The organism is Thermostichus sp. MS-CIW-41, from assembly GCF_054058915.1.
On sequence record NZ_JBSSBO010000056.1, the window covers coordinates 1 to 18,224 of the forward strand.

Annotated in this window: 19 protein-coding genes; 8 read left to right on the forward strand and 11 right to left on the reverse strand. The window is 59.6% G+C overall.

The window, feature by feature from the left end:
- Window positions 1–199: 199 nt before the first annotated feature.
- The gene (locus tag ACVWXE_RS12720; protein ID WP_457490481.1) at window positions 200–1,480 is read right to left on the reverse strand and encodes a DUF4912 domain-containing protein; all 1,281 of its coding nucleotides are present in this window, start codon (window positions 1,478–1,480) and stop codon (window positions 200–202) included.
- A 454-nt stretch (window positions 1,481–1,934) separates the two neighbouring features.
- On the opposite strand from ACVWXE_RS12720, the gene ACVWXE_RS12725 reads away from it, so the two are divergent.
- From ACVWXE_RS12725 to ACVWXE_RS12735, 3 genes are all read left to right on the forward strand, one after another.
- A complete protein-coding gene (locus ACVWXE_RS12725; protein WP_148202674.1) occupies window positions 1,935–2,741 on the forward strand; it encodes a hypothetical protein in 807 nt (268 codons plus the stop codon).
- A gap of 127 nt (window positions 2,742–2,868) precedes the next feature.
- Window positions 2,869–3,990: a glycosyltransferase family 9 protein gene (locus ACVWXE_RS12730; RefSeq protein WP_011432002.1), complete on the forward strand. Its 1,122-nt coding sequence runs from the start codon at window positions 2,869–2,871 to the stop codon at window positions 3,988–3,990.
- A gap of 248 nt (window positions 3,991–4,238) precedes the next feature.
- Window positions 4,239–5,180, forward strand: coding sequence for a DMT family transporter (locus tag ACVWXE_RS12735; protein ID WP_238376852.1), 942 nt, complete (start codon window positions 4,239–4,241; stop codon window positions 5,178–5,180).
- Between the two features lie 24 nt (window positions 5,181–5,204).
- Here ACVWXE_RS12735 and ACVWXE_RS12740 read toward each other — a convergent pair whose 3' ends face one another.
- A complete protein-coding gene (locus ACVWXE_RS12740) occupies window positions 5,205–6,332 on the reverse strand; it encodes an iron-containing alcohol dehydrogenase family protein (RefSeq protein ID WP_457490482.1) in 1,128 nt (375 codons plus the stop codon).
- A 250-nt stretch (window positions 6,333–6,582) separates the two neighbouring features.
- On the opposite strand from ACVWXE_RS12740, the gene ACVWXE_RS12745 reads away from it, so the two are divergent.
- Together ACVWXE_RS12745 and ACVWXE_RS12750 are read left to right on the forward strand one after the other, a co-directional pair.
- On the forward strand, window positions 6,583–6,855 hold the full coding sequence (locus ACVWXE_RS12745; protein WP_041436116.1) for a tellurite resistance TerB family protein: 273 nt from the start codon (window positions 6,583–6,585) through the stop codon (window positions 6,853–6,855).
- Window positions 6,856–6,978: 123 nt separating this feature from the next.
- Window positions 6,979–7,230, forward strand: coding sequence for a hypothetical protein (locus tag ACVWXE_RS12750; protein ID WP_457395888.1), 252 nt, complete (start codon window positions 6,979–6,981; stop codon window positions 7,228–7,230).
- Here the strand turns inward: ACVWXE_RS12750 and ACVWXE_RS12755 are convergent.
- The 7 genes from ACVWXE_RS12755 to ACVWXE_RS12785 form a co-directional block, all read right to left on the reverse strand.
- Window positions 7,208–8,467 carry an aminotransferase-like domain-containing protein gene (locus tag ACVWXE_RS12755; RefSeq protein ID WP_457490483.1) on the reverse strand — a complete coding sequence of 420 codons (1,260 nt, stop codon included), beginning with the start codon at window positions 8,465–8,467 and terminating at the stop codon, window positions 7,208–7,210. The two genes, ACVWXE_RS12750 and ACVWXE_RS12755, sit on opposite strands and share 23 nt — an antisense overlap.
- Window positions 8,468–8,489: 22 nt before the next feature.
- Window positions 8,490–9,611: a hypothetical protein gene (locus ACVWXE_RS12760; protein ID WP_457473520.1), complete on the reverse strand. Its 1,122-nt coding sequence runs from the start codon at window positions 9,609–9,611 to the stop codon at window positions 8,490–8,492.
- A 200-nt stretch (window positions 9,612–9,811) separates the two neighbouring features.
- Complete coding sequence (locus ACVWXE_RS12765) at window positions 9,812–10,396, reverse strand: hypothetical protein (protein ID WP_414344494.1); 585 nt, start codon at window positions 10,394–10,396, stop codon at window positions 9,812–9,814.
- A gap of 131 nt (window positions 10,397–10,527) precedes the next feature.
- Entirely contained in the window at window positions 10,528–11,235 is a 708-nt protein-coding gene (gene pyrF / locus ACVWXE_RS12770; RefSeq protein ID WP_414407434.1) for an orotidine-5'-phosphate decarboxylase, read from the reverse strand.
- The gene (locus ACVWXE_RS12775; protein ID WP_369791761.1) at window positions 11,232–11,660 is read right to left on the reverse strand and encodes a DUF6464 family protein; all 429 of its coding nucleotides are present in this window, start codon (window positions 11,658–11,660) and stop codon (window positions 11,232–11,234) included. The genes pyrF and ACVWXE_RS12775 overlap by 4 nt, the downstream gene beginning before the upstream one ends.
- Before the next feature lie 764 nt (window positions 11,661–12,424).
- The gene (gene pgeF, locus ACVWXE_RS12780; protein WP_457490484.1) at window positions 12,425–13,225 is read right to left on the reverse strand and encodes a peptidoglycan editing factor PgeF; all 801 of its coding nucleotides are present in this window, start codon (window positions 13,223–13,225) and stop codon (window positions 12,425–12,427) included.
- A complete protein-coding gene (locus ACVWXE_RS12785) occupies window positions 13,222–13,653 on the reverse strand; it encodes a DUF3119 family protein (RefSeq protein ID WP_414332116.1) in 432 nt (143 codons plus the stop codon). The genes pgeF and ACVWXE_RS12785 overlap by 4 nt, the downstream gene beginning before the upstream one ends.
- A gap of 431 nt (window positions 13,654–14,084) precedes the next feature.
- Here ACVWXE_RS12785 and ACVWXE_RS12790 point away from each other — a divergent pair, with 431 nt between their 5' ends.
- Window positions 14,085–14,996 carry a diguanylate cyclase gene (locus ACVWXE_RS12790; RefSeq protein WP_457490485.1) on the forward strand — a complete coding sequence of 304 codons (912 nt, stop codon included), beginning with the start codon at window positions 14,085–14,087 and terminating at the stop codon, window positions 14,994–14,996.
- 21 nt (window positions 14,997–15,017) lie between these two features.
- Here the strand turns inward: ACVWXE_RS12790 and gcvH are convergent, their stop codons facing one another.
- Together gcvH and ACVWXE_RS12800 are read right to left on the reverse strand one after the other, a co-directional pair.
- On the reverse strand, window positions 15,018–15,407 hold the full coding sequence (gcvH, locus tag ACVWXE_RS12795; protein WP_011432013.1) for a glycine cleavage system protein GcvH: 390 nt from the start codon (window positions 15,405–15,407) through the stop codon (window positions 15,018–15,020).
- An 82-nt stretch (window positions 15,408–15,489) separates the two neighbouring features.
- Window positions 15,490–16,395 carry an alpha/beta fold hydrolase gene (locus tag ACVWXE_RS12800; protein WP_414331097.1) on the reverse strand — a complete coding sequence of 302 codons (906 nt, stop codon included), beginning with the start codon at window positions 16,393–16,395 and terminating at the stop codon, window positions 15,490–15,492.
- A gap of 142 nt (window positions 16,396–16,537) precedes the next feature.
- Here ACVWXE_RS12800 and ACVWXE_RS12805 point away from each other — a divergent pair, with 142 nt between their 5' ends.
- A complete protein-coding gene (locus tag ACVWXE_RS12805; RefSeq protein ID WP_011432015.1) occupies window positions 16,538–17,485 on the forward strand; it encodes an NAD(P)H-dependent glycerol-3-phosphate dehydrogenase in 948 nt (315 codons plus the stop codon).
- 276 nt (window positions 17,486–17,761) lie between these two features.
- On the forward strand, window positions 17,762–18,127 hold the full coding sequence (locus tag ACVWXE_RS12810; protein ID WP_457490486.1) for a response regulator: 366 nt from the start codon (window positions 17,762–17,764) through the stop codon (window positions 18,125–18,127).
- Window positions 18,128–18,224 lie beyond the last annotated feature (97 nt).

Here is an 18,224-nt window from a genome sequence, read left to right on the forward strand (position 1 = left end):
AACAGAAAGATCAACTGGTAGTAATCCGTACTGAACATATTATACATTATTTTCAGTATAGTTGAGCTTATTATTGACTAGAGTCATGCTCTCCTAGGGCTGGGATCCCCTGTTTTGATGGCTGGAGTCAAGCTCTCCAGCCCAGGAAAGAAAGCCCCCCGGCCAGCTCCAGGGGGCAAGAAGGGAAAGGTTGGATCCTTCAGGGCAACAACTCTTCGATGGCCTCTTCTTTGGTGTTGGTGCGGCGGGAGAGGGTGCGGCGGTCGAAGGTCATGTGGATCTCCCGGTTTTGCTCGCCATCGGCAGCCACCGCAAAGATGGGGAAGTCGATGTTGCCGTCTGGGAAGGCCATGTGGAAGCGGAAGGTGCCATCGGGGTTGAGCTGGATCTTGCGCCCGCCAATGGTAACGGTGGCATCCGGCTCTGTGGCCCCATAGACAATCAGCTCGGCATCGGCCACCAACCAGAACTTGCGAGAGCGCTGCGGCAGCACTTCGGAAGCCCCCGAGAACAGGCCCAGGCCGGATCCTGAAGCCATCCAGGGAGCAGCGGGCACCTCCGCCATGGCCATCCCCATCATGCCCACACCCGAGGGGATGATAAACGAGCTGATGGCCTGCTCGGGCACCAATTGGCGGCTGCCCATCTGGTGGCTGCCAAACAGGGATCCCGCCACCCGCATCGCCTCAAAGCCACCCACCATTTCCAGGAAGGGATCGACCGTGGCACCCTGCTGCGGCTCATCGCCCTTGTAGGCCACCACACCCATGCCGGTGGCGCTGCGCTTGTAAGGCTCGCTGAGCTGGTAGAGGGTGCGGCCCTGCAGGGCCATATCGAAGGGCACCGTCAGGAAGTGCTCTTCAAACCAGTCGGAGGGATAGACCGGCGGCACCATCACTGCAGCCGAGCGGGCCAACATCAGCCAGCGGCCATCTGCCGTCCGGTAGCCGATCTCCACAATGTAGGAACGATCGCTCACCGGGATCGGCAAATACCACTCCCGCGCCAACTCGTCACAGGGGTACTCCTGCATGCTGTGGGCCGGCTGGTAGCTGAAATCGATATCCGTCACATCGTAGAGGCGCAGCGCCAACTGTTGGCCGCCCTCGCGGCGCTTGCTTTCTTTAGCCTCGTTGGGCACATCCCAATAGGCGTAGGCCCACTGGGGATCCCGCGGCAGCAAAACAATGCGGCTTTCCCCATAGCCCTCCGGCAGATCCCCCAGCCCTTTGTCCACATCGGCCAGATCCGTCTTGCCGGCAACCTCTTGACCCCTAAACTTCGTTTGGGTGACCGATTCTTGCCCCTTGGGCTCCGGCATGGCATCGACAGGGCGGCCAGCTTTGACTTGGGCCTCTCGAATGGCCTCAATCAGCTGGTCTTTGGTCATGCGGCTGTACTTGGGGATCTGATAGCGGGCAGCTTCTTCCCGCAACTGCCGGATGGTCATTTCTTCCAACGGGATCCGCTCTTGTGGCATGGTCGGGGTCTCCTGTCTTCGACAAATCGGGCTTCGTGCAATGCTCCAGCTTTTGTCCTATGGGCCTACCCCAGCTTGTGGTTCTGAGGACAACCTTGAACCTGCTGATGTATCGGCTTGCCTCGGGCTCTCCAGCCGCTGATGACCACAGGTGGGGATCAACGGGGATCATCAAGAATGATGAACCCATGTTTGCGTATTTTTGCCTGTCGGTCAAGACCCTGGGGATCGCTGGGGATCAATCTCTTGTTCTCCGACCCACCTTTAGGGAGAGGCCAGGAGCCCCAGCTGCTCTCAAGCCAAGGGGAAGACTGCGCGGGATCCCCTGCCGAACCGGCCCTGCCTGGATAACATGGGGGAGGATGAGCGGTTGCCGAGCGGGCCGCAGGTTTTGAGGCCAAGAGGTGTGGGCATGAGGTGGTGGAAGTATAGGATTCAAGGCATACGGATCCAAGTGAGCTGGGCAGCACTGGGGATCCTGCTGGCGGGGCCGGTCTTGCCGGTGGAAGCTGTGGATGCCCAAACGCTGTTTCCTCCCCTTTACCGCTTGCAAGGGGGATCCCCTACCCTGCCCGCTTCTGAAGCAACGCCCTGGCGTCCAGTAACCCAGGATTCTGTTCCGCTCCCACAAACAGATCAAGCCGATCCAAAAGTCCAGCCGGCCCAACCCGGCCATGGAGAAGTGGCAGAAGGCCCGGTTTTCGATCTGGATCTGTTGCGGCAGTTCGGCACCAGCCCTGGCGGCAGTGGCTCTGGATCCCGGCAGGGGGAAGTGATCGGGCCGGGCAGCGGCCAGAGTGGGGTGCGCGGAGCCAGTCCTGGCTCAGGGGTGGGCACAGGCCAAGGGCCAGGGGGCGGAACGGGTCTGGAGGCGGGATCCCAGCGGCGGGAACCGCAAGTGACAGGGTTGATTGTGGATGCGCGGGGCTTAGATTTCTTGCCTAGCCAGTCAATGCGCTTGTTTGATCCCGATGGCAATCAAGTCTATACCCCCGTTACTCTTGGCCAAGACCTCAACGCGGCCTTTGTGGGCAGCGAGGGCACAGCTGCCTATGCCACCTCGGAAGAGCAGGCCCGCTCACTGGTGAACCGCATCGGGGAACGGCCTCACCGCATTCGTGCCATCCGCACCCTGGGCTACGACCTGGTGATTTCCGCCGAAGATGCTTTTAGTCTGCGCCAGATGAATGCGACAGATGGCTTTCTGGATCGCTTTGCTGTGGTGGTCATCTGGGATGGCAGCCAAGCCAGTCTCCCCTGAGGCCCAGGGATCCCAGCATGGCCATCAAAGCACAGGACAGAGGAATGCTAGCCTAGCAAAAGTGCTCTGTCTGCACCACCCGCACCACCTCCAGCGGGGTTGATATCTTCCTGGGGATCCCAGCCTTATGCAACGGTTTGCCAACCAACCTCTGCGGGAACATCCCCACCTGGCGGTGTTTTCCTCCAGCAAGGTGGGCAATTTTGTGGTTACCATCCCGCTGTTGCGGGGCCTCAAGGAAAAATACCCCGGCTGTGTGCTGGATTTTTTTGGCAGCGAGATTACCCGCGACTTTGAGCTCCACTGCCCCTACATCGACTTCAGCTTTCCTCTCTACAGCCGTCGTCCCGATTACCTCGAGGCCCTGACCGCTGCTGTGCGAGAACGGGTGACCCAGGCCGGCCCCTACGACTTGGCCATCAATTGCGACGAGTTTAGCGAGCTCAACCTGGTGGCGGTAACGGCCCTGCGCCCCCAGTACATTGCCGGGGCCGGCTTGACTCTGGATTTTCGCCGCAAGTTGGACCCCGGCTCCGACCCGGTGCAGCGCATGCTCCAGGATGACGACTGGAACGGCCTGGAGTTTCTGCAGCGCTACAAAGGGATCCTCACCAGCAACTACATCGCCGAAATCTTCTGTCGCCTGGCGTACGTGGAGACGGATTTTTTCCGCCTGGAGCTGCCCAGCCGGGATCCCGGTTTTCCGGTGCCAGAGGTCTTGGTGCACATCACCACTACCCGCCGCGCCAAGATGTGGCCTCTGGAGTACTGGCGGCAGGTGATCCAGTGGTGCCAAGGCCAGGGCCTGCAGGTGGGGCTAATCGGCAGCGCGCCGGAGCTGCAGCGATCCCTCTACCACGGCGGCAGCAGCGAAGACGAACTGCTGGCCCAAACAGGAATGGTTGACCTGCGGGGCAAAACCAGCCTCATGGAGCTGGCGGGGGCCCTGAAGCGGGCGCGGGTGTGTATCTCCGTGGATGCGGGGCCGATGCACATTGCGGCGGCGGTGGGCTGCCCTACCATTGCCCTGTTTGGCAACGATGCCGATGGAGATGGGGCCAGCCCAGTACGGCTATGGGCTCCTCGTCTGCCCCACGTCTATCTCACCCAAACCGCCTACAAGTGCCGGGTCTGCGCAGAGAACAAGTTCAAAAACGAAACCTGCCTGGTGGAGGGTCATCCCTGTATGGCCCATCTCAAGCCGGAAACGGTCATCGGCTACTTGAAAGAGATTCTCAAGCAAACCTAGAGGTTCCACGCCCTCACCCCCAGCCCCTCTCCCAAAGAGAGAGGGGAGCTATGGAGCGACGGGGTGAGTTGTTTCATGGCTACTTGAAATGGCCATGTCTTGGGATCCCCATCTTTTTCCCCCTGGGAATCAGGGGGGCCGGTGGGCAGCAAGGAGTGCCCAGGGGCGCAGTTCGGATCCCTGGAAGTCCGTTTAAGCTGAGAGTTCAAGGCTGAAAACTTAGTGCCTAAACCATTTGGGTGTGAGCTGTGACTTTGGAGATGTGGTATCGCCACCAGCTGAGCCGCTTTGCAGAGTGGGGAAAAATAAGGCTCTGGCAAGGAGTTGCCCTGAAGCTGCTGGCCACTGCTTGCTTTGCCTGTTTAGGCGCGATCATCCGGCTCAACACTCCCGCCCTTCACCCCTTTCAGATTGTGTTTTTGCGCAACCTATTCGGGTTTCTCGCCCTGTCGCCGCTGGTGTTGCGGGCTGGGATCCAGTCTCTGCACACCGCCAAGATGGAGTTTTACCTCCTGCGCTCGGCGATCAGCACGGTGGGGATGTTGCTCTCCTTTTGGGCAGCCAGCCTGTTGCCTCTGGCAGAAGCTACGGCGCTGAGCTTTGTTCAACTTTTGTTTGCCGGCACGATGGCGGTATGGGTGTTGGGCGAGCAGATGCGCTCGTCCCGCTGGCTGGGATTGGGCCTGGGGTTTGCCGGGGCTTTGGTGATGTTGAGGCCAGGCTTCCGAGAGTTTTCTCTGGGAACAGGGCTGGCCTTGGGGGCGGCAGCACTCTTTGCCTGGGTGACCATCGTGCTCAAGATCCTCTCCCGCACCGAGTCCAGCCTCACGATTACGGCCTACATGGGCCTGCTGCAGACCCCCCTTTCCTTTCTGGCTGCCGTCTGGGTTTGGACCTGGCCTTCTCCTGAGCAGTGGCTGTGGATGGTGGCCATGGGGCTACTGGGCAGCATTGGCCAGGTGGCCCTCGCCCAGGCCTACAAGCTGGCTGAGGTGACGATGCTGCTGCCTCTGGATTTCTCCCGTCTGCTCTGGGCCAGCCTAATCGGGTTTTGGGTGTTTGCCGAGATCCCGGATGGGTGGACTTGGATGGGCGGAGCCTTGATCTTGGTGGGCGCCACCTCTGGAGCCTACGGCGAAGCCCGCCTGCCCACAATGCCGACCCAGGCCCGTACCGGCGGAGTTGGATAGCAGACAGATATCCTCTGCCAGGACTTACAGCCGAGGGAGAACAGGGCTGGAGCTGGTCAGGTCTGTGGTGGTAAGGGCCACCAACAGGGCTTCTGGACTGACGGGGAAGGGCAGGTGGTGGATGTCGGATCCTGGCTGGCAGGCCACTTGGGCAGCATGCAGCAGGTCGGCGGATCCCAAGTGACCTAGCTTGAGATCCCGCAAGTTGAGGGGCAGCCCCACCTGGCGGTAGAACTCCAGCAACTGGGTACGTGCTGCCAGCGCCAACTGGCTTCCCTGCAGGATCTCTTCTAGGCGGAGCTGGGCCAAAATGCCGAAAGCCACCTTCTCGCCGTGCAGGGTGGCCCGGTGCCCCGACAAGTGGGTTAGCCCGTTGTGGACAGCGTGGGCGGCCACGGTGCGACACTTAGCCCCACCCATGCCGCCGACGATCCCCGCCAGGCAGATGCAGGCATCCACCACCTGTTTCCAAGCAGTTCCGCCCGGCTCCCTCAAGGCCGCCGCCGATTGCTGGAGGAGCAAATCCCGCAGGACGCGGGCCTGCTGCACAGCGCCAATCACCAGGGCATCTTCCGATGCGCCGCTGCTGACGGAAGACTCGTACCACTTAGCCAAGGCATCTCCGATCCCGGCTACCAAGGTGCGAGGGGGAGCCTGACGAATGAGGTCGTAGTCCAAGATCAAGGCGGCTGGGGCCTGATCCAAGGCCACATCCCGCTGAAAAGCGCCGCTGTTGGAGTAGATATTGGATAGGGCACTCCAGGCGGCACAGGTGGCAGCAGAGGTGGGCACGGTAACCACGGGGATCCGCAGCCGGTGGGCCACCAGCTTGGCCGTATCCAGAGCCTTGCCCCCGCCTACCCCCAAGATGCCGGTTGTGGACTCCGCCGTGGCCAGCGCCTGCAAACGCGCCAGCTCCGACTCGCTGCAGTCTACCCCGTAGGTAGTCCAGTGAACTTGGAGGGCGGGATCCCGGGCGAAATTGCGCTGCAGAGGGGACTCAACCACAGCCAAGGAGCGTTCCCCCCCGATCACCAGCACGCGGGATCCCAGTACCGTAAGGGGCACAGCTTCCAGAATGCCGCTGCCGCGGTACAGCCGACCTGGGGCCAGAATGGCAAGATCCAATTGGTAAGGAGAGGCGCTTAGCATTGCAAGAAAGGGCGAGAAAAAGGACTCCGTCCCGCTATCGCGAATAGCTCAGTGTCCGTGAATACAGATAACGATTCTAGCCGCAAAAAGGGCTGTGCACCGCTGGCGCGAATGCAGATGGCTCACCCAAGGTCTGGCTATAGTTAAGCTGTTCATCCCCTCAACTCTGCAGCCTCTAAGGCCTCTGGCCCCCTGACACGTTCGCAGAAGTGTCGCGTAGCGACAACAGTTCTCAGCAAGGGATCCCACCATGAACCCCACAACTCAACATCAGCTCATGCTCAAAATTGTGGCCGGCTCTGCTTGGGCCGATGGGCATTTGGAACCCCAGGAATTGGCCTACTTGGGATCCCTGCTGCGCCGCTATGGTTTGGAGCACGATACCGAGCTGCGAGAAGTAAACTACCCGACCCTGACCTTCGCAGTACAGGGCGGGCTTTCGGTAGCCCTGCAGTTGGCAAGCCAACCACGAGCCTCTGGGGTGGTTTACAGCACCCCCAATCGACCGTTACCAGTGCCTTAAACAACCGTTTCTGGTGTCCGCAGTACAATTATAACCATGGAGGCGGACTTTCCTCTCGACACCGACCCTACGGGTACAGTGCGGGGCTCCCGCGATTTCTAGCTGATCCAAGAGCCCATCCCGATGGAGCAAACCGAGCGCTGGATGGCCGATTATCTTGCCCAGGCCAGCGAAACCGAGCGCATGCAACTTTTGGGAGCAATCGGCAACCTGATGATCGCGGACAACACGGTCTCTCCAGAAGAGCACACCCTCTTGGATGACTACTACACCCTCATGGCCGGGATCCCGGCTCGTCCAGAAGCTGCACCCAACCTGGTGAAGGGCGTTGGGCAATTTTTCCGGCGCATGGCTAAGGCTGTGGGGAGCAGGTGACGCGAGAGTGCATCAGTCTGTGCAGTTGCTCCCCAATAATCTGGATGCCGCTGACAATGCGCTCTTCTGGTTGGTAGCTGAAGGCCAGGCGCAGAGCATGGTCTCCTTGGCCGTCGGCAAAGCAGTGGGTGCCCGGCAGGAAGGTGACCCCCAGGGCGCGAGTAGCCTGCAACAAGGTGCTGGCGCTTAGGGAAGGGGGCAGCTCACACCAGACGAAAAATCCACCCCCAGGGGCCTCCACCTTGACTTCGGGCGGAAAATATTGAGCGATGGCCTCCAGCATCACCTGGCACTTTTCTCGGTAGCGACGGGTGAGGAGTTGAATGTGGCTTTGCAGACGGCCCTCCCCGCAATAGCGGGCCACCACCCGGCCCAAAAAGGGCCCCAGGGATCCCTCGCTGCGAAACATCTCCAGGCGGCGGATGATCTCAGGGTGACCACAGGCCCAGCCCACCCGTACTCCCGGCACCACAATCTTGGAGAAGGTGCCCACGTGCAGAACCCAGCCTTCCTGATCCAGGGAAGCCAAGCTGGGCAAGGGATCCCCGGCAAAGCGCAGGTCGTAGTAGGCCTCGTCCTCCACCACCACCACACCGTACTCAGCTGCCAACTGCACCAATTTCTGCCGCCGTGGCCCAGAGAGGGTGCAGCCTTTGGGGTTTTGGAAGGTGGGAATGGTATAGACAAATCGGGGGCGGATCCCTTGGCGAGCCAGATCGCGCAGCACCTCTTCCAGGCGATCCACCACCATGCCTTCCCCATCCACCGGGATCGAGATCAGACGCGCTCCTGCCGCCGCAAAACGGCTGACAGCCCCCATGAAGGTGGGCCCTTCCACAATGACTACATCCCCCGGCTCCACGAAGACCTGAGGCAACAGGCCGAGGATCTGCCCAGAGCCATAGCCGATCAGTAGGTTTTCCGGCTGGGCCTCTACCCCTCTATCCCGCATCAACTGCAGCACCACGTCGATCAGCCCGGCAAACGTGCCGCCGTAATTGAGGGCATTGTCCCCATCCTCTGCCAACACCTCCGCCGTGGCCCGCGCCAAGTCGGCCTTGGGAAACAGGCGCGGATCCGCCAGCCCAAAGGTAAAACTGGTAACCACTGGCACCGCCCCTGGGATCTCCGCCCCGAAAGGAGAAGGGATCACAGCCTGAGCCCGTTGGGCAAAAAGGGTTTGCAACAAGGGCCGCGAAGTGCTACGCGGTGCCGATGCGGACGAGGTCTGGGTCATGGCAAGCAAGAGAAAGAATACCTTAGGCCAATGCCTGCCACGATAACAAGAAAGAACTGCCCAGGAGTAGGGATCCCAAAACCCGCCGCCAGCTCCGGTAGGGGATCTCAGCCAAGACGCCGCCGGCGCTCAGGCATAGGAAGGGGAGCACCACCAAACCCCAGCGAGCACTTTGCTGCAGGGTGTTCACTTGGGGATCCCAAAACCATGTCGCCAGCGCCCCCATCCAGAGGACATGGCCCAAACCGGCCAAGCTGAGCAGGGCTTGCTGCCGTTCCGCCCAAGGCCAGCCCAACCGCACCAAGCTCAACCCCAAGGGCAGCATCAAAGTAGCCAAAACGGCCAAGCCACCTTGGGAGCTGAGAGGATGGGGAGTCACCTCAGCAGAGGTAGCTGGCCAATCAATCCGTCCCAACCAGGAAAAACCCATCACCAGCAGCAGCAAAAGCAGTCCTGATGCCCCGCACTGCTGACGCGAACGCAACGGTTGCCGTGGCCACTGCTGGCTCGTCCACAGCCCCGCCCAGAGCAGAGCCAAGGGCCAAACCTTATAAGACAGGGCACAAGCTAAGGCCAGACCCCACCAGCGCAAGGTGGATCCCGGCCCAACACCACAACTGCAAAGCAAAACCAGGCTGCCCAAAATCTCGCTGCCCGGCTCCAACCCTTGGGTCAACACCCAGGGGCTGAGTCCCCATAGACCGGCACTCCAGAAGTTGCCCCAGCTCCAGCACAACAGCAGAATGGCCAAGCAGGCCATAGCTGAGAAGATGTGCAGGATCCCTTCAGCCGAGATCCCGGTTCCCTGAGCCAACCAGGGCAGTAGCCCGTCTGCAAAAGTGCTCCGCACCACTGACGCGAACGAGTGGTAGAGAGGCAGTTCCGGTTGGACAAAAGTCAGGGATCCCTCAGAACCGCTCACCGGCAAAACGCGCCACCACTGCAGAGGAGCCGGTTGCCCCCAAGAGCGGAGTCGCTGCCCCAAAAGAAGGCCCATCCCTCCCCATAGCAGCCAGTGGCCCATGAAACCAAAACCGACCAAACGCCGAAGGCGATGGTTGTCCCTGTTGGAGGAGCTCAGGCGGGGAAATGAGCCGCGGGGCAGCCGCTTGCCCGGGCGGGGTGTGGCGGGGGGAAACTTCATGGGTAAACCCTAGCCTGTTCGCATGAGCAGTGCAGAACACTATCCCTACACGGGGTGGGCCCTCGACCGGCAGCAGAACATCCGACGCCCTCTACTCTTGGCCGGTTGGGGAGAAAAAGTGCCCTTTCGTTACTTCCAAAAGAGAATCTCCCCGCGTGACATACTCCCGCACTCATGCTGACGCAAAGCGCTCCGCGCCGCTAGAGAGAAGGTCTAGTCAACTCTAGATCGCCCGTCAAGGGGCAACCCGACTGTTGCCAGCGGCGGATGGCCTGGGCAGTGAGTCCATTCGTTACATCGCGAATGGGGATCCCCGATCCGGTTACCTGCAGACGCACCAACCGCCAGGGATCCCCAGGAGCAGCCCGCAGAACATAAGCCTCGTAGGCCAGTTGCAGGGTTTCGCTGCGCCGACCGGCCAAGGAGTTGCCCTCCTTTTGGGGGTGTTGGGGCAAGACCAAGCGGCGCTCCAGCGTGGTGAAATACAGCCGAAAAGCTTCTGGCGAAACAGCAGTTGCGGTGTCCGGCAAAACCGGAGCCAGCTCCTGTTGGCGTAAGCGGGCCGGAGACCCTGGAGAGAGCATTTCAACCTCCGGCTTCCCCACCAGCACAACCTGAAACTCAGAGCGGGAGCGGCTCAAGGCCAGATTGAGAAACAAAGGCAACTGCTCCGTTAGAGCCTCAGCCCAAACCTGAGGAGCAGCCAGGCAAGTTTCCCCTCTTGCCGGAACGAAATGCTCCGCACCCCTAACGCGCCCAGGAGTGCTGACCAGGCCCAAAACCACCGACAAACCGACTCCTAGCCAACATCTCCTGCCGGATCCAGCCGGCCTTTTTTCAGGGATCCACTGCACAAGCCTACGGCGTCGTTGCATTACAGAACTACCCCAATAACATCGGGCATCTCCCCACACCCTCACCCGGCAGCATCCCATGAGGCTTGGAAGCGCCGCAAGGCGGCCACGGGATCGGGAGAAGCGGTGATGGGGCGGCCCACCACCAAATAATCGGCTCCTGCCCGCAGAGCTTCGTCGGGCGTACAGATGCGCTGTTGATCCTCCTCTCCATCCCCCGCCTTGGCTTGGCCCAGACGGATCCCGGGAGTAACCAGCAAAACCTCCGGCCCCAAAGCTTGGCGCAACCGCGAGACCTCCTGAGGAGAGCAAACCAGTCCAGTAAAGCCTTGAGCTTGAGCCAGCCGGGCCAAATGCAACACGTAGTCGGCGGGATCCATCTCGATGCCCAGTTCCTGTCGCACCTGCGGGGGGCTGATGCTGGTTAAGAGGGTAACCGCCAATAGTCGACAAGAACTGCCCTGGGCGGCTGCCACGGCTGCCCGCAACATGGCACTGCCACCGGCAGCATGGACGGTGAGCAGATCCACTCCATAGCTGACGGCCACCGCCGTAGCCCTCCCCACCGTGTGGGGAATGTCGTGCAGCTTCAAATCCAGGAAAATGCGCTTGCCCCTTTCCTTGAGAGCCTGCAGAATGGGAAAACCCGCAGCAGTGAACAACTCCAGACCCACCTTCCACCACAGCACCTGCGGCAAAGAGTCCACCCACTTCAAAGCCTGCTCTTGAGAAGAGGTATCCAGCGCAACAATCAGGCGGTCACCCTTCATCGGGGCTCATTCCGGGGCTCATAGTGGGGACAGCCCTCACAGGGGCCGCAGGGGTTGACGGCGCAGCGCAACTCTGGAGAATGGGCATTGTAGCGGCAGGTGGGATCCCCGATGTATTCTGGCGGCGAAGCCACGTAAGTGTAAACAACCACACCCCCAAATCCTATCGGGCTGACGAAGAAACGACTGGTGGTGAAAGATTCGCCAGAAGGGTTGAGGGTTTCCTCAAAGGGTTCTGGCTCAGGCTCCAGCTCCACTTCCTCCTCCAGATTCCAGAGGGCTTCCCACTGCCTAAGGGTTTCCTGTAAAGGCACAGCCAAGTGCTCTGCCAGCTCCATCAGGGCAGTCTCCAAAGAGGCCAAACTTTCTTCGGCCACTTGGGCAAAGGCTGCAACCCATTCCTCCAAAAGTTTCTCAAAATCCATGCAGCAGCGACCTAGAGGCTCCTTCTTCACCTTACCGCCAGCCTGGGCAACCTTTAACTTCCTCCCCGGCAAACGGCATCCACTAGAGCTTGATTCACCAATGGAAACAGCTCCGCCAGTTCTTCTGTGGATAGGTTTCCGGTACAGACATTGGCGCGAATATGCCACTCTGCCCACATCTGCGCCGAGGGAGCAGCAGGATCCCGGCCCTCCTCAGAACCTGAACCGCCCACAGGTACCCGAGGGAGGCTGCGTCCCGACCCAAGGTTCAGCTGCAGTACGCTGTCACGGTTGATGCCAGTCAGCGAGGTTTGAGCGTTAGCCTCCTCAAGGAAAGCGAGAGAGAAAGCCAAAGCCATCCCAGCTAATCCCCAGAAAACAGCGCGGTAAACCATGGGATCTCCAGTAGTTAGATAGAGCATGACTCTAGTCAATAATAAGCTCAACTATACTGAAAATAATGTATAATATGTTCAGTACGGATTACTACCAGTTGATCTTTCTGTTTACTTTCGAGTCTGCCAACATGGTAGCCAAAGCAAAGCAGAAAATTGGTAGTAAGACGACACGGAAACTGCGCTTTGGGTATTCTACTCAAAGCTTTGCGGGATACCGCCATTCTGTTTGGAAACAAACAGAATGCTATCGCTGCATAGTTGAACAGTGATGTTCAGCAGTGTTCAGCGTAAATGTATCAGCCCTGTCTTGAGCGCAATTATAGCCACTACTTCCCGTTCCTCCGGGCAGAACTGGGTCAAGTCTGCCTACGACCGCAGGCCGATTCCCGACCACTGCACGCAATGACGGCCCTGCTCATCCTTCAGGGATCCATCGCGGCGATAGGAAAAGAAATCTTGGGGCTGGCTGAGGGTGCAATGGGGGCTGACGGCAATGTGTTCAGGGGGGATCCCTTGGGCTTGGGCTTGGGCACCGTTGACCCAGCGCAGATCCAGGCGAACCTTGCCGGGCAGAGGATCGGGCAACAGGGCGGCGCGGGCATCCAGCCCTGGGGGTAGGCTTTGCAGCACCTGCTCCGCCACCTCCTCTGACACCTGATAGACCGATCCCGAAATGGAAGGCCCGATGGCCACGCGGATCCCAGCAGCAGGGATCCCCGCCTGTAAAAACTCCTGCAGCACCTTGGACAAGATCCCCGCAGCAGTGCCTCTCCACCCGGCGTGAATGGCCGCCACCCATTCTCGACTGGCCACCAAAATCGGCACACAGTCAGCGGTGCAGACCCAGGCAGAATCCCCTTGGCGGCGGGCAATGACCGCATCCGCCTGAGAACGGGTAGAGATCCCTTGACCAGCAGAGCAGTCCTGCTCTCCCTTCTGTCCAAGGGTTTCCGTGATCCCATCTGCCCAAACCCAGTTGCAGCCATGCACCTGATGGCCCCACGCGGCCTGTTCAGGGGGCAGTTGCAGCCGAGCGGCCAACTGAGATGGGGGATGGGGATGACCTTGGCGAGAGCCAAAAGCGTGAGGCCACTCCGCCAAAAGCTGACACTCCAGCCAGCGCCATCTCTCTGCCTGCTGCCAAACCCACAAGGCGGAGCCACTCATCGGCGGGAGCTACCCGGACCAGCAATCGGCGGGGATCCTTGAGACCGATGTTGGGCGTGGAGATGGCCCACCCGCTCTTCCAAACACATCTTTAGCTCGGCAGGGTTAAACAGCATCGGCAAAAAATGAATGCTCCGGGTTTCTCGAAAAAAGAACAACACCGGCAGCGGCGGCCAGAAAATTTGCCAATCCTGCCACTCGCTGTAGGGGAACTCGCGGATGCGCCTGGAGCCGCTGTAGACCTGCAGCGCCGTCCTGGTAAAGGCCAGCCCGATCAGAGAGGTCTGCACCATCAAAAACAGGCCGAACAGACCCACCCCCAGCCCCGCCCAAAACGAAAGCCAGAACAGCGGCACCGCCAAAGCCAACACCGACAGGCTGAGGCGAAAATCCGGAGTCAATAGATGGGCAGAATTGGGCCTGATCATGCCCCACTCCTCCTCTCAGGGATCCCAGACCCATTCTAGGCCGCCTCGGCGACTCTTCAGAAGTCAGAGGATCTGTAGGACATAGAGGAGAGAGCCTCTTCTCGAAATCAGGGAACGAGGGGCAAACCGAACCCGTTTTTTGAGTTATCCCGAAAAATACTTGGGATCCTGGGGAAATTGGGGTTTGCCATTGAGCTTCTTCCCACAGCTGGCCGATACAACCGCGCAGGCGGGATGGAATCCTCGCGTAGCTCTCAACTGAGGGCCTCACCGCGTGCGATGGTATACGATAAACTCCAGAGTTCCGCAAGTTTACAGATCAGAACCGGCGAGACATCCCTCGCTCACCCAAACACGGCCTGGGGAAAACCGACATAATACGGATATAACGAGTGCTTACTGCTAACCCGCACAATTCGTTGGGCCTCTCCATGCCTCTCGACCCTCTCTCTCAGTTGCCAGAGGAGCCAACCACTCAGATCCCCTTGGAGTTTTACGAGCGCAGACCCCAGCCTGAGGCAACTGCGGCCTTTCTAACGGTGCTCAGCGGCGCCAATGTGGGCATGACGTTTCCCTTGGCGAGGGGTGGAGTTTTGGGGCGCAGCCACTGCGCGGACATTCAGCTCTTGGATCACGCCGTCTCCCGGCAGCACTGTCGGCTGGAAAGAGAAAGTGAGGGTTATGTTCTCACCGACCTGGAGAGCCTCAACGGCACTTATGTCAACGGCGAGCGCATCAGCCGCGTTCTCCTGAAGGATGGAGATTACATTCAAGTGGGGGCCAGCACCCTCAAGTTTGCCTACTACAACGCGGCAGAAGAAGCCTTCTTTTTGCAAATGGCCACTGCCGCCCTCCACGACCCGCTGACCGGCTTGCATAACCGACGTTTTTTCCTGGAGCAACTGGAGCTGGAGATCCCCTTTGCCCTTCGCCATCGCATTCCCCTCTACGTGCTCTATCTGGATTTGGATGGGTTTAAGCAAATCAACGACCGCTGGGGGCACTGGGCTGGGGATCAAACCTTAATCCAGGTGGCGCGGCGATTGCAAGCTCACGTTCGCCAAGACGATCTGGTGGCCCGCTTGGGGGGCGATGAGTTTGCCCTGCTGGTGCGCGGGATCCCGAACTCGCAGATCCTAGGGCTGGCAGAACGCTTGCGGCAGGCCGTCCAGTCCCTGTCGGTGCAGGTGGAAGCGGAGACCATCTCCCTGAGCTGCAGCGTGGGCATTGCCTCTCTGCTGGAGCTGGGAGAGGGAACTGACCCACAAAGTCTGCTGGCTGCTGCCGACAAGGCCCTCTACCAAGCCAAAGCTGAGGGGGGTAACCGAGAGACTTTGCTGTAGTTCAGGGCCAACTGCTGGAGTTTAGGATCCCTCCACCAAACTGGCGTAGGCTTCGGCGCTCATGGTGTCCTCGAGATCTTCGGGGTTGGCAATGCGCACCTTGATCAGCCAGCCATCGCCATAGGGATCGTCGGCAAGGCTTTCGGGGCTCTCCACCACCGCTGTATTCACGGCTACCACCTCTCCAGAAAGAGGGGCATAGAGATCTTCGACGGCTTTGACCGATTCTACCGAGCCAAAGCTTTCCCCTTTTTCAATCTCTGTCCCTTCTTCGGGCAAGCCCACGAAAACGATATCCCCCAGTTGATCGACGGCATAAGCTGTGATCCCAATCACCGCAATATCATCCTCAACATGGATGTACTCGTGGGTGTCCACGTAGCGCAGATGGGATGGATACTCCAGGGCCATGCCGGTTCTCCCGTAGAATTCAGTGGATTATTCTAGGGTCAACCCTTGAAGATGGTAAAGAGCGGATCCCAAGCCCGGCCCACTAGAGAAACTCCATCAGCAGCCGATTGACCGTTTGCGGAGCTTCCTGCTGCGCCCAATGGCCGCATTCGGGGATGTACTCCTTGCGCAGGCCGTTGGGGAAAAAGGGATCCATCCCCTCAGTTAGCTCGCGGCTGAGGGCAAAGTCTTCTTCTCCCCAAATCAGCAGGGTGGGGGCGAGGATCTGCCGCATGGGCTGCAAAAACAGGTTCTGCAAGGTGGGCAGGTTAAACAGCTGGCGGTAGTAGTTGAGGGCAGAGGTGAGAACCTTGGGTTTGGAGAGGGCCTCTTGGTAGAGCTTGAGGTCGTGGCGGGTGAAGGCGCTTTTGCGCACCGAGGTTTCCTGGAAAATGCGGCGCACCCAATCTCCCAAATCCCACTGCAGCACCCACTCTGGCAGCCAAGGCAACTGAAAAAAGAACAGGTACCAACTGCGGCGCAGTTGATCCAAGTTGCTCAAGAATTCCCGGCGAAAGCAGGCCGGATGGGGAGAATTGAGGACGGCCAGCTTGCGAATCTCCTCAGGAAAAAATTGCGCCCAGTGCCAGGCAATGGCTCCCCCCCAATCGTGGGCTACGACCACCGCCCTCTGAGCCCCAAAGTGGCTCAGCAAGCCGCGAATATCCTCGGTAAGGGTATCCAGGTCATAGCCGTGATCCGGTTTGTCGGAATCGTTGTAGCCGCGCATGTCGGGTGCCACCACGCGAAACCGCTGCGCCAACACCGGAATCTGATGCCGCCAGGAGTACCAAAACTCCGGGAAACCGTGCAACAAGATCGCCAGCTCCCCTTCCCCTTGGGTGACGTAGTGCAGTTGAATGCCATTGGTAAGGGCATACCCGTGCTGCCAGGTTCCCATTTTGGCAGCTACCTCAGGAGGAAGGCGGGGGATCCCTGCTTCTGCCATGTCGTCTGCTCTCGAGCTAACCCATGATTTGGTATCCACCCATACTAACCTTTGTCGCCGGTCTTCCCTTTGCCGGCGCAGGCTTTTTGAGAGGCATCCTACGAAGAAAGCTTAAGAGAAAGTCTGCGGGTGAACAGATTAGATGAACACTAGCGCAGAAGGCCAAAGCCCAACATCCCCGCAAAGCGTTGCCATTTTGGGAGCCGGGGCTTGGGGAAGTACCCTGGCGATGCTGGCTCAGGGGCAAGGGCACCGGGTGCGGGTTTGGAATCGCCGCAAGGGCCTGGATTTGGCAGAAGTGCTCCAGGGATCCCAAATCCTCATCTCAGCCGTCTCTATGGCGGGGGTACGCCCTGTGGTGGAAGCGGTGCGCCAAGTGGGGATCCCGCCGCAGGCAATTTTGGTCTCGGCCACCAAAGGGTTGGATCCACTGCAGCTTCTGACCCCTACCCAAATCTGGGGGGCCACTTTCCCGGAGCAGCCCCTGGTGGTGCTTTCGGGGCCTAATCTTTCGGCGGAGATCCGCCAAGGCTTGCCGGCAGCGGCAGTGGTGGCCAGCCGGGATCCCTGGGCCGCTGTGCAGGTGCAGTATGCCCTTTCCTCGGAGCGGTTCCGCCTCTATACCAGCAGCGATCCGCTGGGAGTGGAGCTAGGCGGCACCCTGAAAAATGTTATCGCCATCGCTGTTGGCGTGTGTGATGGCTTGCAACTGGGGGCCAATGCCCGTGCGGCTCTGGTTACCCGCGGCCTGGCAGAGATGATCCGGGTGGGATCTAAGCTGGGGGCACGGGCAGAAACCTTCAACGGCCTGTCGGGGTTGGGGGATCTGCTGGCCACCTGCCACAGCCGCTTGAGCCGCAACTACCGAGTGGGCTACGGGCTAGGCCAGGGCCAACCCTTGTCGCAGATTTTGGCGGAGATCGAGGGCACCGCCGAAGGGGTTTACACCGCTCCCGTCGTGGTCGAGATCGCTGCCCAGCACGGCATTCAGGTGCCCATCACCCAGGAAGTGCATCTGTTGTTGCAAGGGCAGACCACCCCCACCGCCGCCCTCACCCGCCTGATGGAACGTCAACTGACTTCGGAATAGGCTGCCTTCACTTCTCCCAAAGGAGGAGGGGGGTTTCTGGCATAACCGCAAATCTGCGGATGAGGAAAGTTGTTCCGCACTCTATCAGGATTTTTGCAGAGCAGGGAGATCCCAGAATGAGCGATTTGGCGGAGTTTTTTTTTCCAGAGTTTCCCTATGCTGCAGCTGTAGTTCTTCGACTTGTTCTTGCATCAACTCGGATCTCTCTGGCTCCGGGAAGGCGGACAGTAGGCCCGACAGGTTGGGCCAGGTCTTTGTTTAATTTTTTACAAAGTTATGTCCAAACGCATCCTGGTGATTGAAGACGAACCCTCTATTCGCACCTATCTGCAGAAGGTGTTGCAACGAGCGGGGTACGACACGGTGGCGGCCACCGATGGAGAAGAGGGCTTGCAGATGGTGCGCACCCTGATGCCCGACTTGGTGTTGTGCGATGTGGTGATGCCCAAGCTGAACGGCTATGGGGTGCTGGATGCCCTGAGATGGGATCAGTCTACAGCTCACATCCCCTTCGTCTTTCTCTCCTCGAAAATCTATCCCGAAGAGATTGAACAGGGGCTATGTTTTGGCTCCGATGCCTATCTGACGAAGCCCGTTGACCAGAAACGCCTGCTAAAAGCCGTTGCTGCCCAATTGTCTTGAGTTGACCAAAAGGCGCGGCAAGCCCCGTCCTTCAGAGCGGGGAAGGATAGCGCCGACCGTAGCCGACGCCCTTTAAAAACGCAGTGCCGGCCATGTG

Coding starts and splice junctions, on each gene's coding strand:
- ACVWXE_RS12805 (WP_011432015.1), top strand. CDS start 16,538: ATGAACACTAGCGCAGAAGGCCAAAGCCCAACATCCCCGCAAAGCGTT.
- ACVWXE_RS12790 (WP_457490485.1), top strand. CDS start 14,085: ATGCCTCTCGACCCTCTCTCTCAGTTGCCAGAGGAGCCAACCACTCAG.
- gcvH (WP_011432013.1), bottom strand. CDS start 15,407: ATGGCCCTGGAGTATCCATCCCATCTGCGCTACGTGGACACCCACGAG.
- ACVWXE_RS12775 (WP_369791761.1), bottom strand. CDS start 11,660: ATGGATTTTGAGAAACTTTTGGAGGAATGGGTTGCAGCCTTTGCCCAA.
- pgeF (WP_457490484.1), bottom strand. CDS start 13,225: ATGAGTGGCTCCGCCTTGTGGGTTTGGCAGCAGGCAGAGAGATGGCGC.
- ACVWXE_RS12755 (WP_457490483.1), bottom strand. CDS start 8,467: ATGACCCAGACCTCGTCCGCATCGGCACCGCGTAGCACTTCGCGGCCC.
- ACVWXE_RS12745 (WP_041436116.1), top strand. CDS start 6,583: ATGAACCCCACAACTCAACATCAGCTCATGCTCAAAATTGTGGCCGGC.
- ACVWXE_RS12720 (WP_457490481.1), bottom strand. CDS start 1,480: ATGCCACAAGAGCGGATCCCGTTGGAAGAAATGACCATCCGGCAGTTG.
- ACVWXE_RS12730 (WP_011432002.1), top strand. CDS start 2,869: ATGCAACGGTTTGCCAACCAACCTCTGCGGGAACATCCCCACCTGGCG.
- ACVWXE_RS12740 (WP_457490482.1), bottom strand. CDS start 6,332: ATGCTAAGCGCCTCTCCTTACCAATTGGATCTTGCCATTCTGGCCCCA.
- ACVWXE_RS12785 (WP_414332116.1), bottom strand. CDS start 13,653: ATGATCAGGCCCAATTCTGCCCATCTATTGACTCCGGATTTTCGCCTC.
- ACVWXE_RS12800 (WP_414331097.1), bottom strand. CDS start 16,395: ATGGCAGAAGCAGGGATCCCCCGCCTTCCTCCTGAGGTAGCTGCCAAA.
- ACVWXE_RS12760 (WP_457473520.1), bottom strand. CDS start 9,611: ATGAAGTTTCCCCCCGCCACACCCCGCCCGGGCAAGCGGCTGCCCCGC.
- pyrF (WP_414407434.1), bottom strand. CDS start 11,235: ATGAAGGGTGACCGCCTGATTGTTGCGCTGGATACCTCTTCTCAAGAG.
- ACVWXE_RS12810 (WP_457490486.1), top strand. CDS start 17,762: ATGTCCAAACGCATCCTGGTGATTGAAGACGAACCCTCTATTCGCACC.
- ACVWXE_RS12750 (WP_457395888.1), top strand. CDS start 6,979: ATGGAGCAAACCGAGCGCTGGATGGCCGATTATCTTGCCCAGGCCAGC.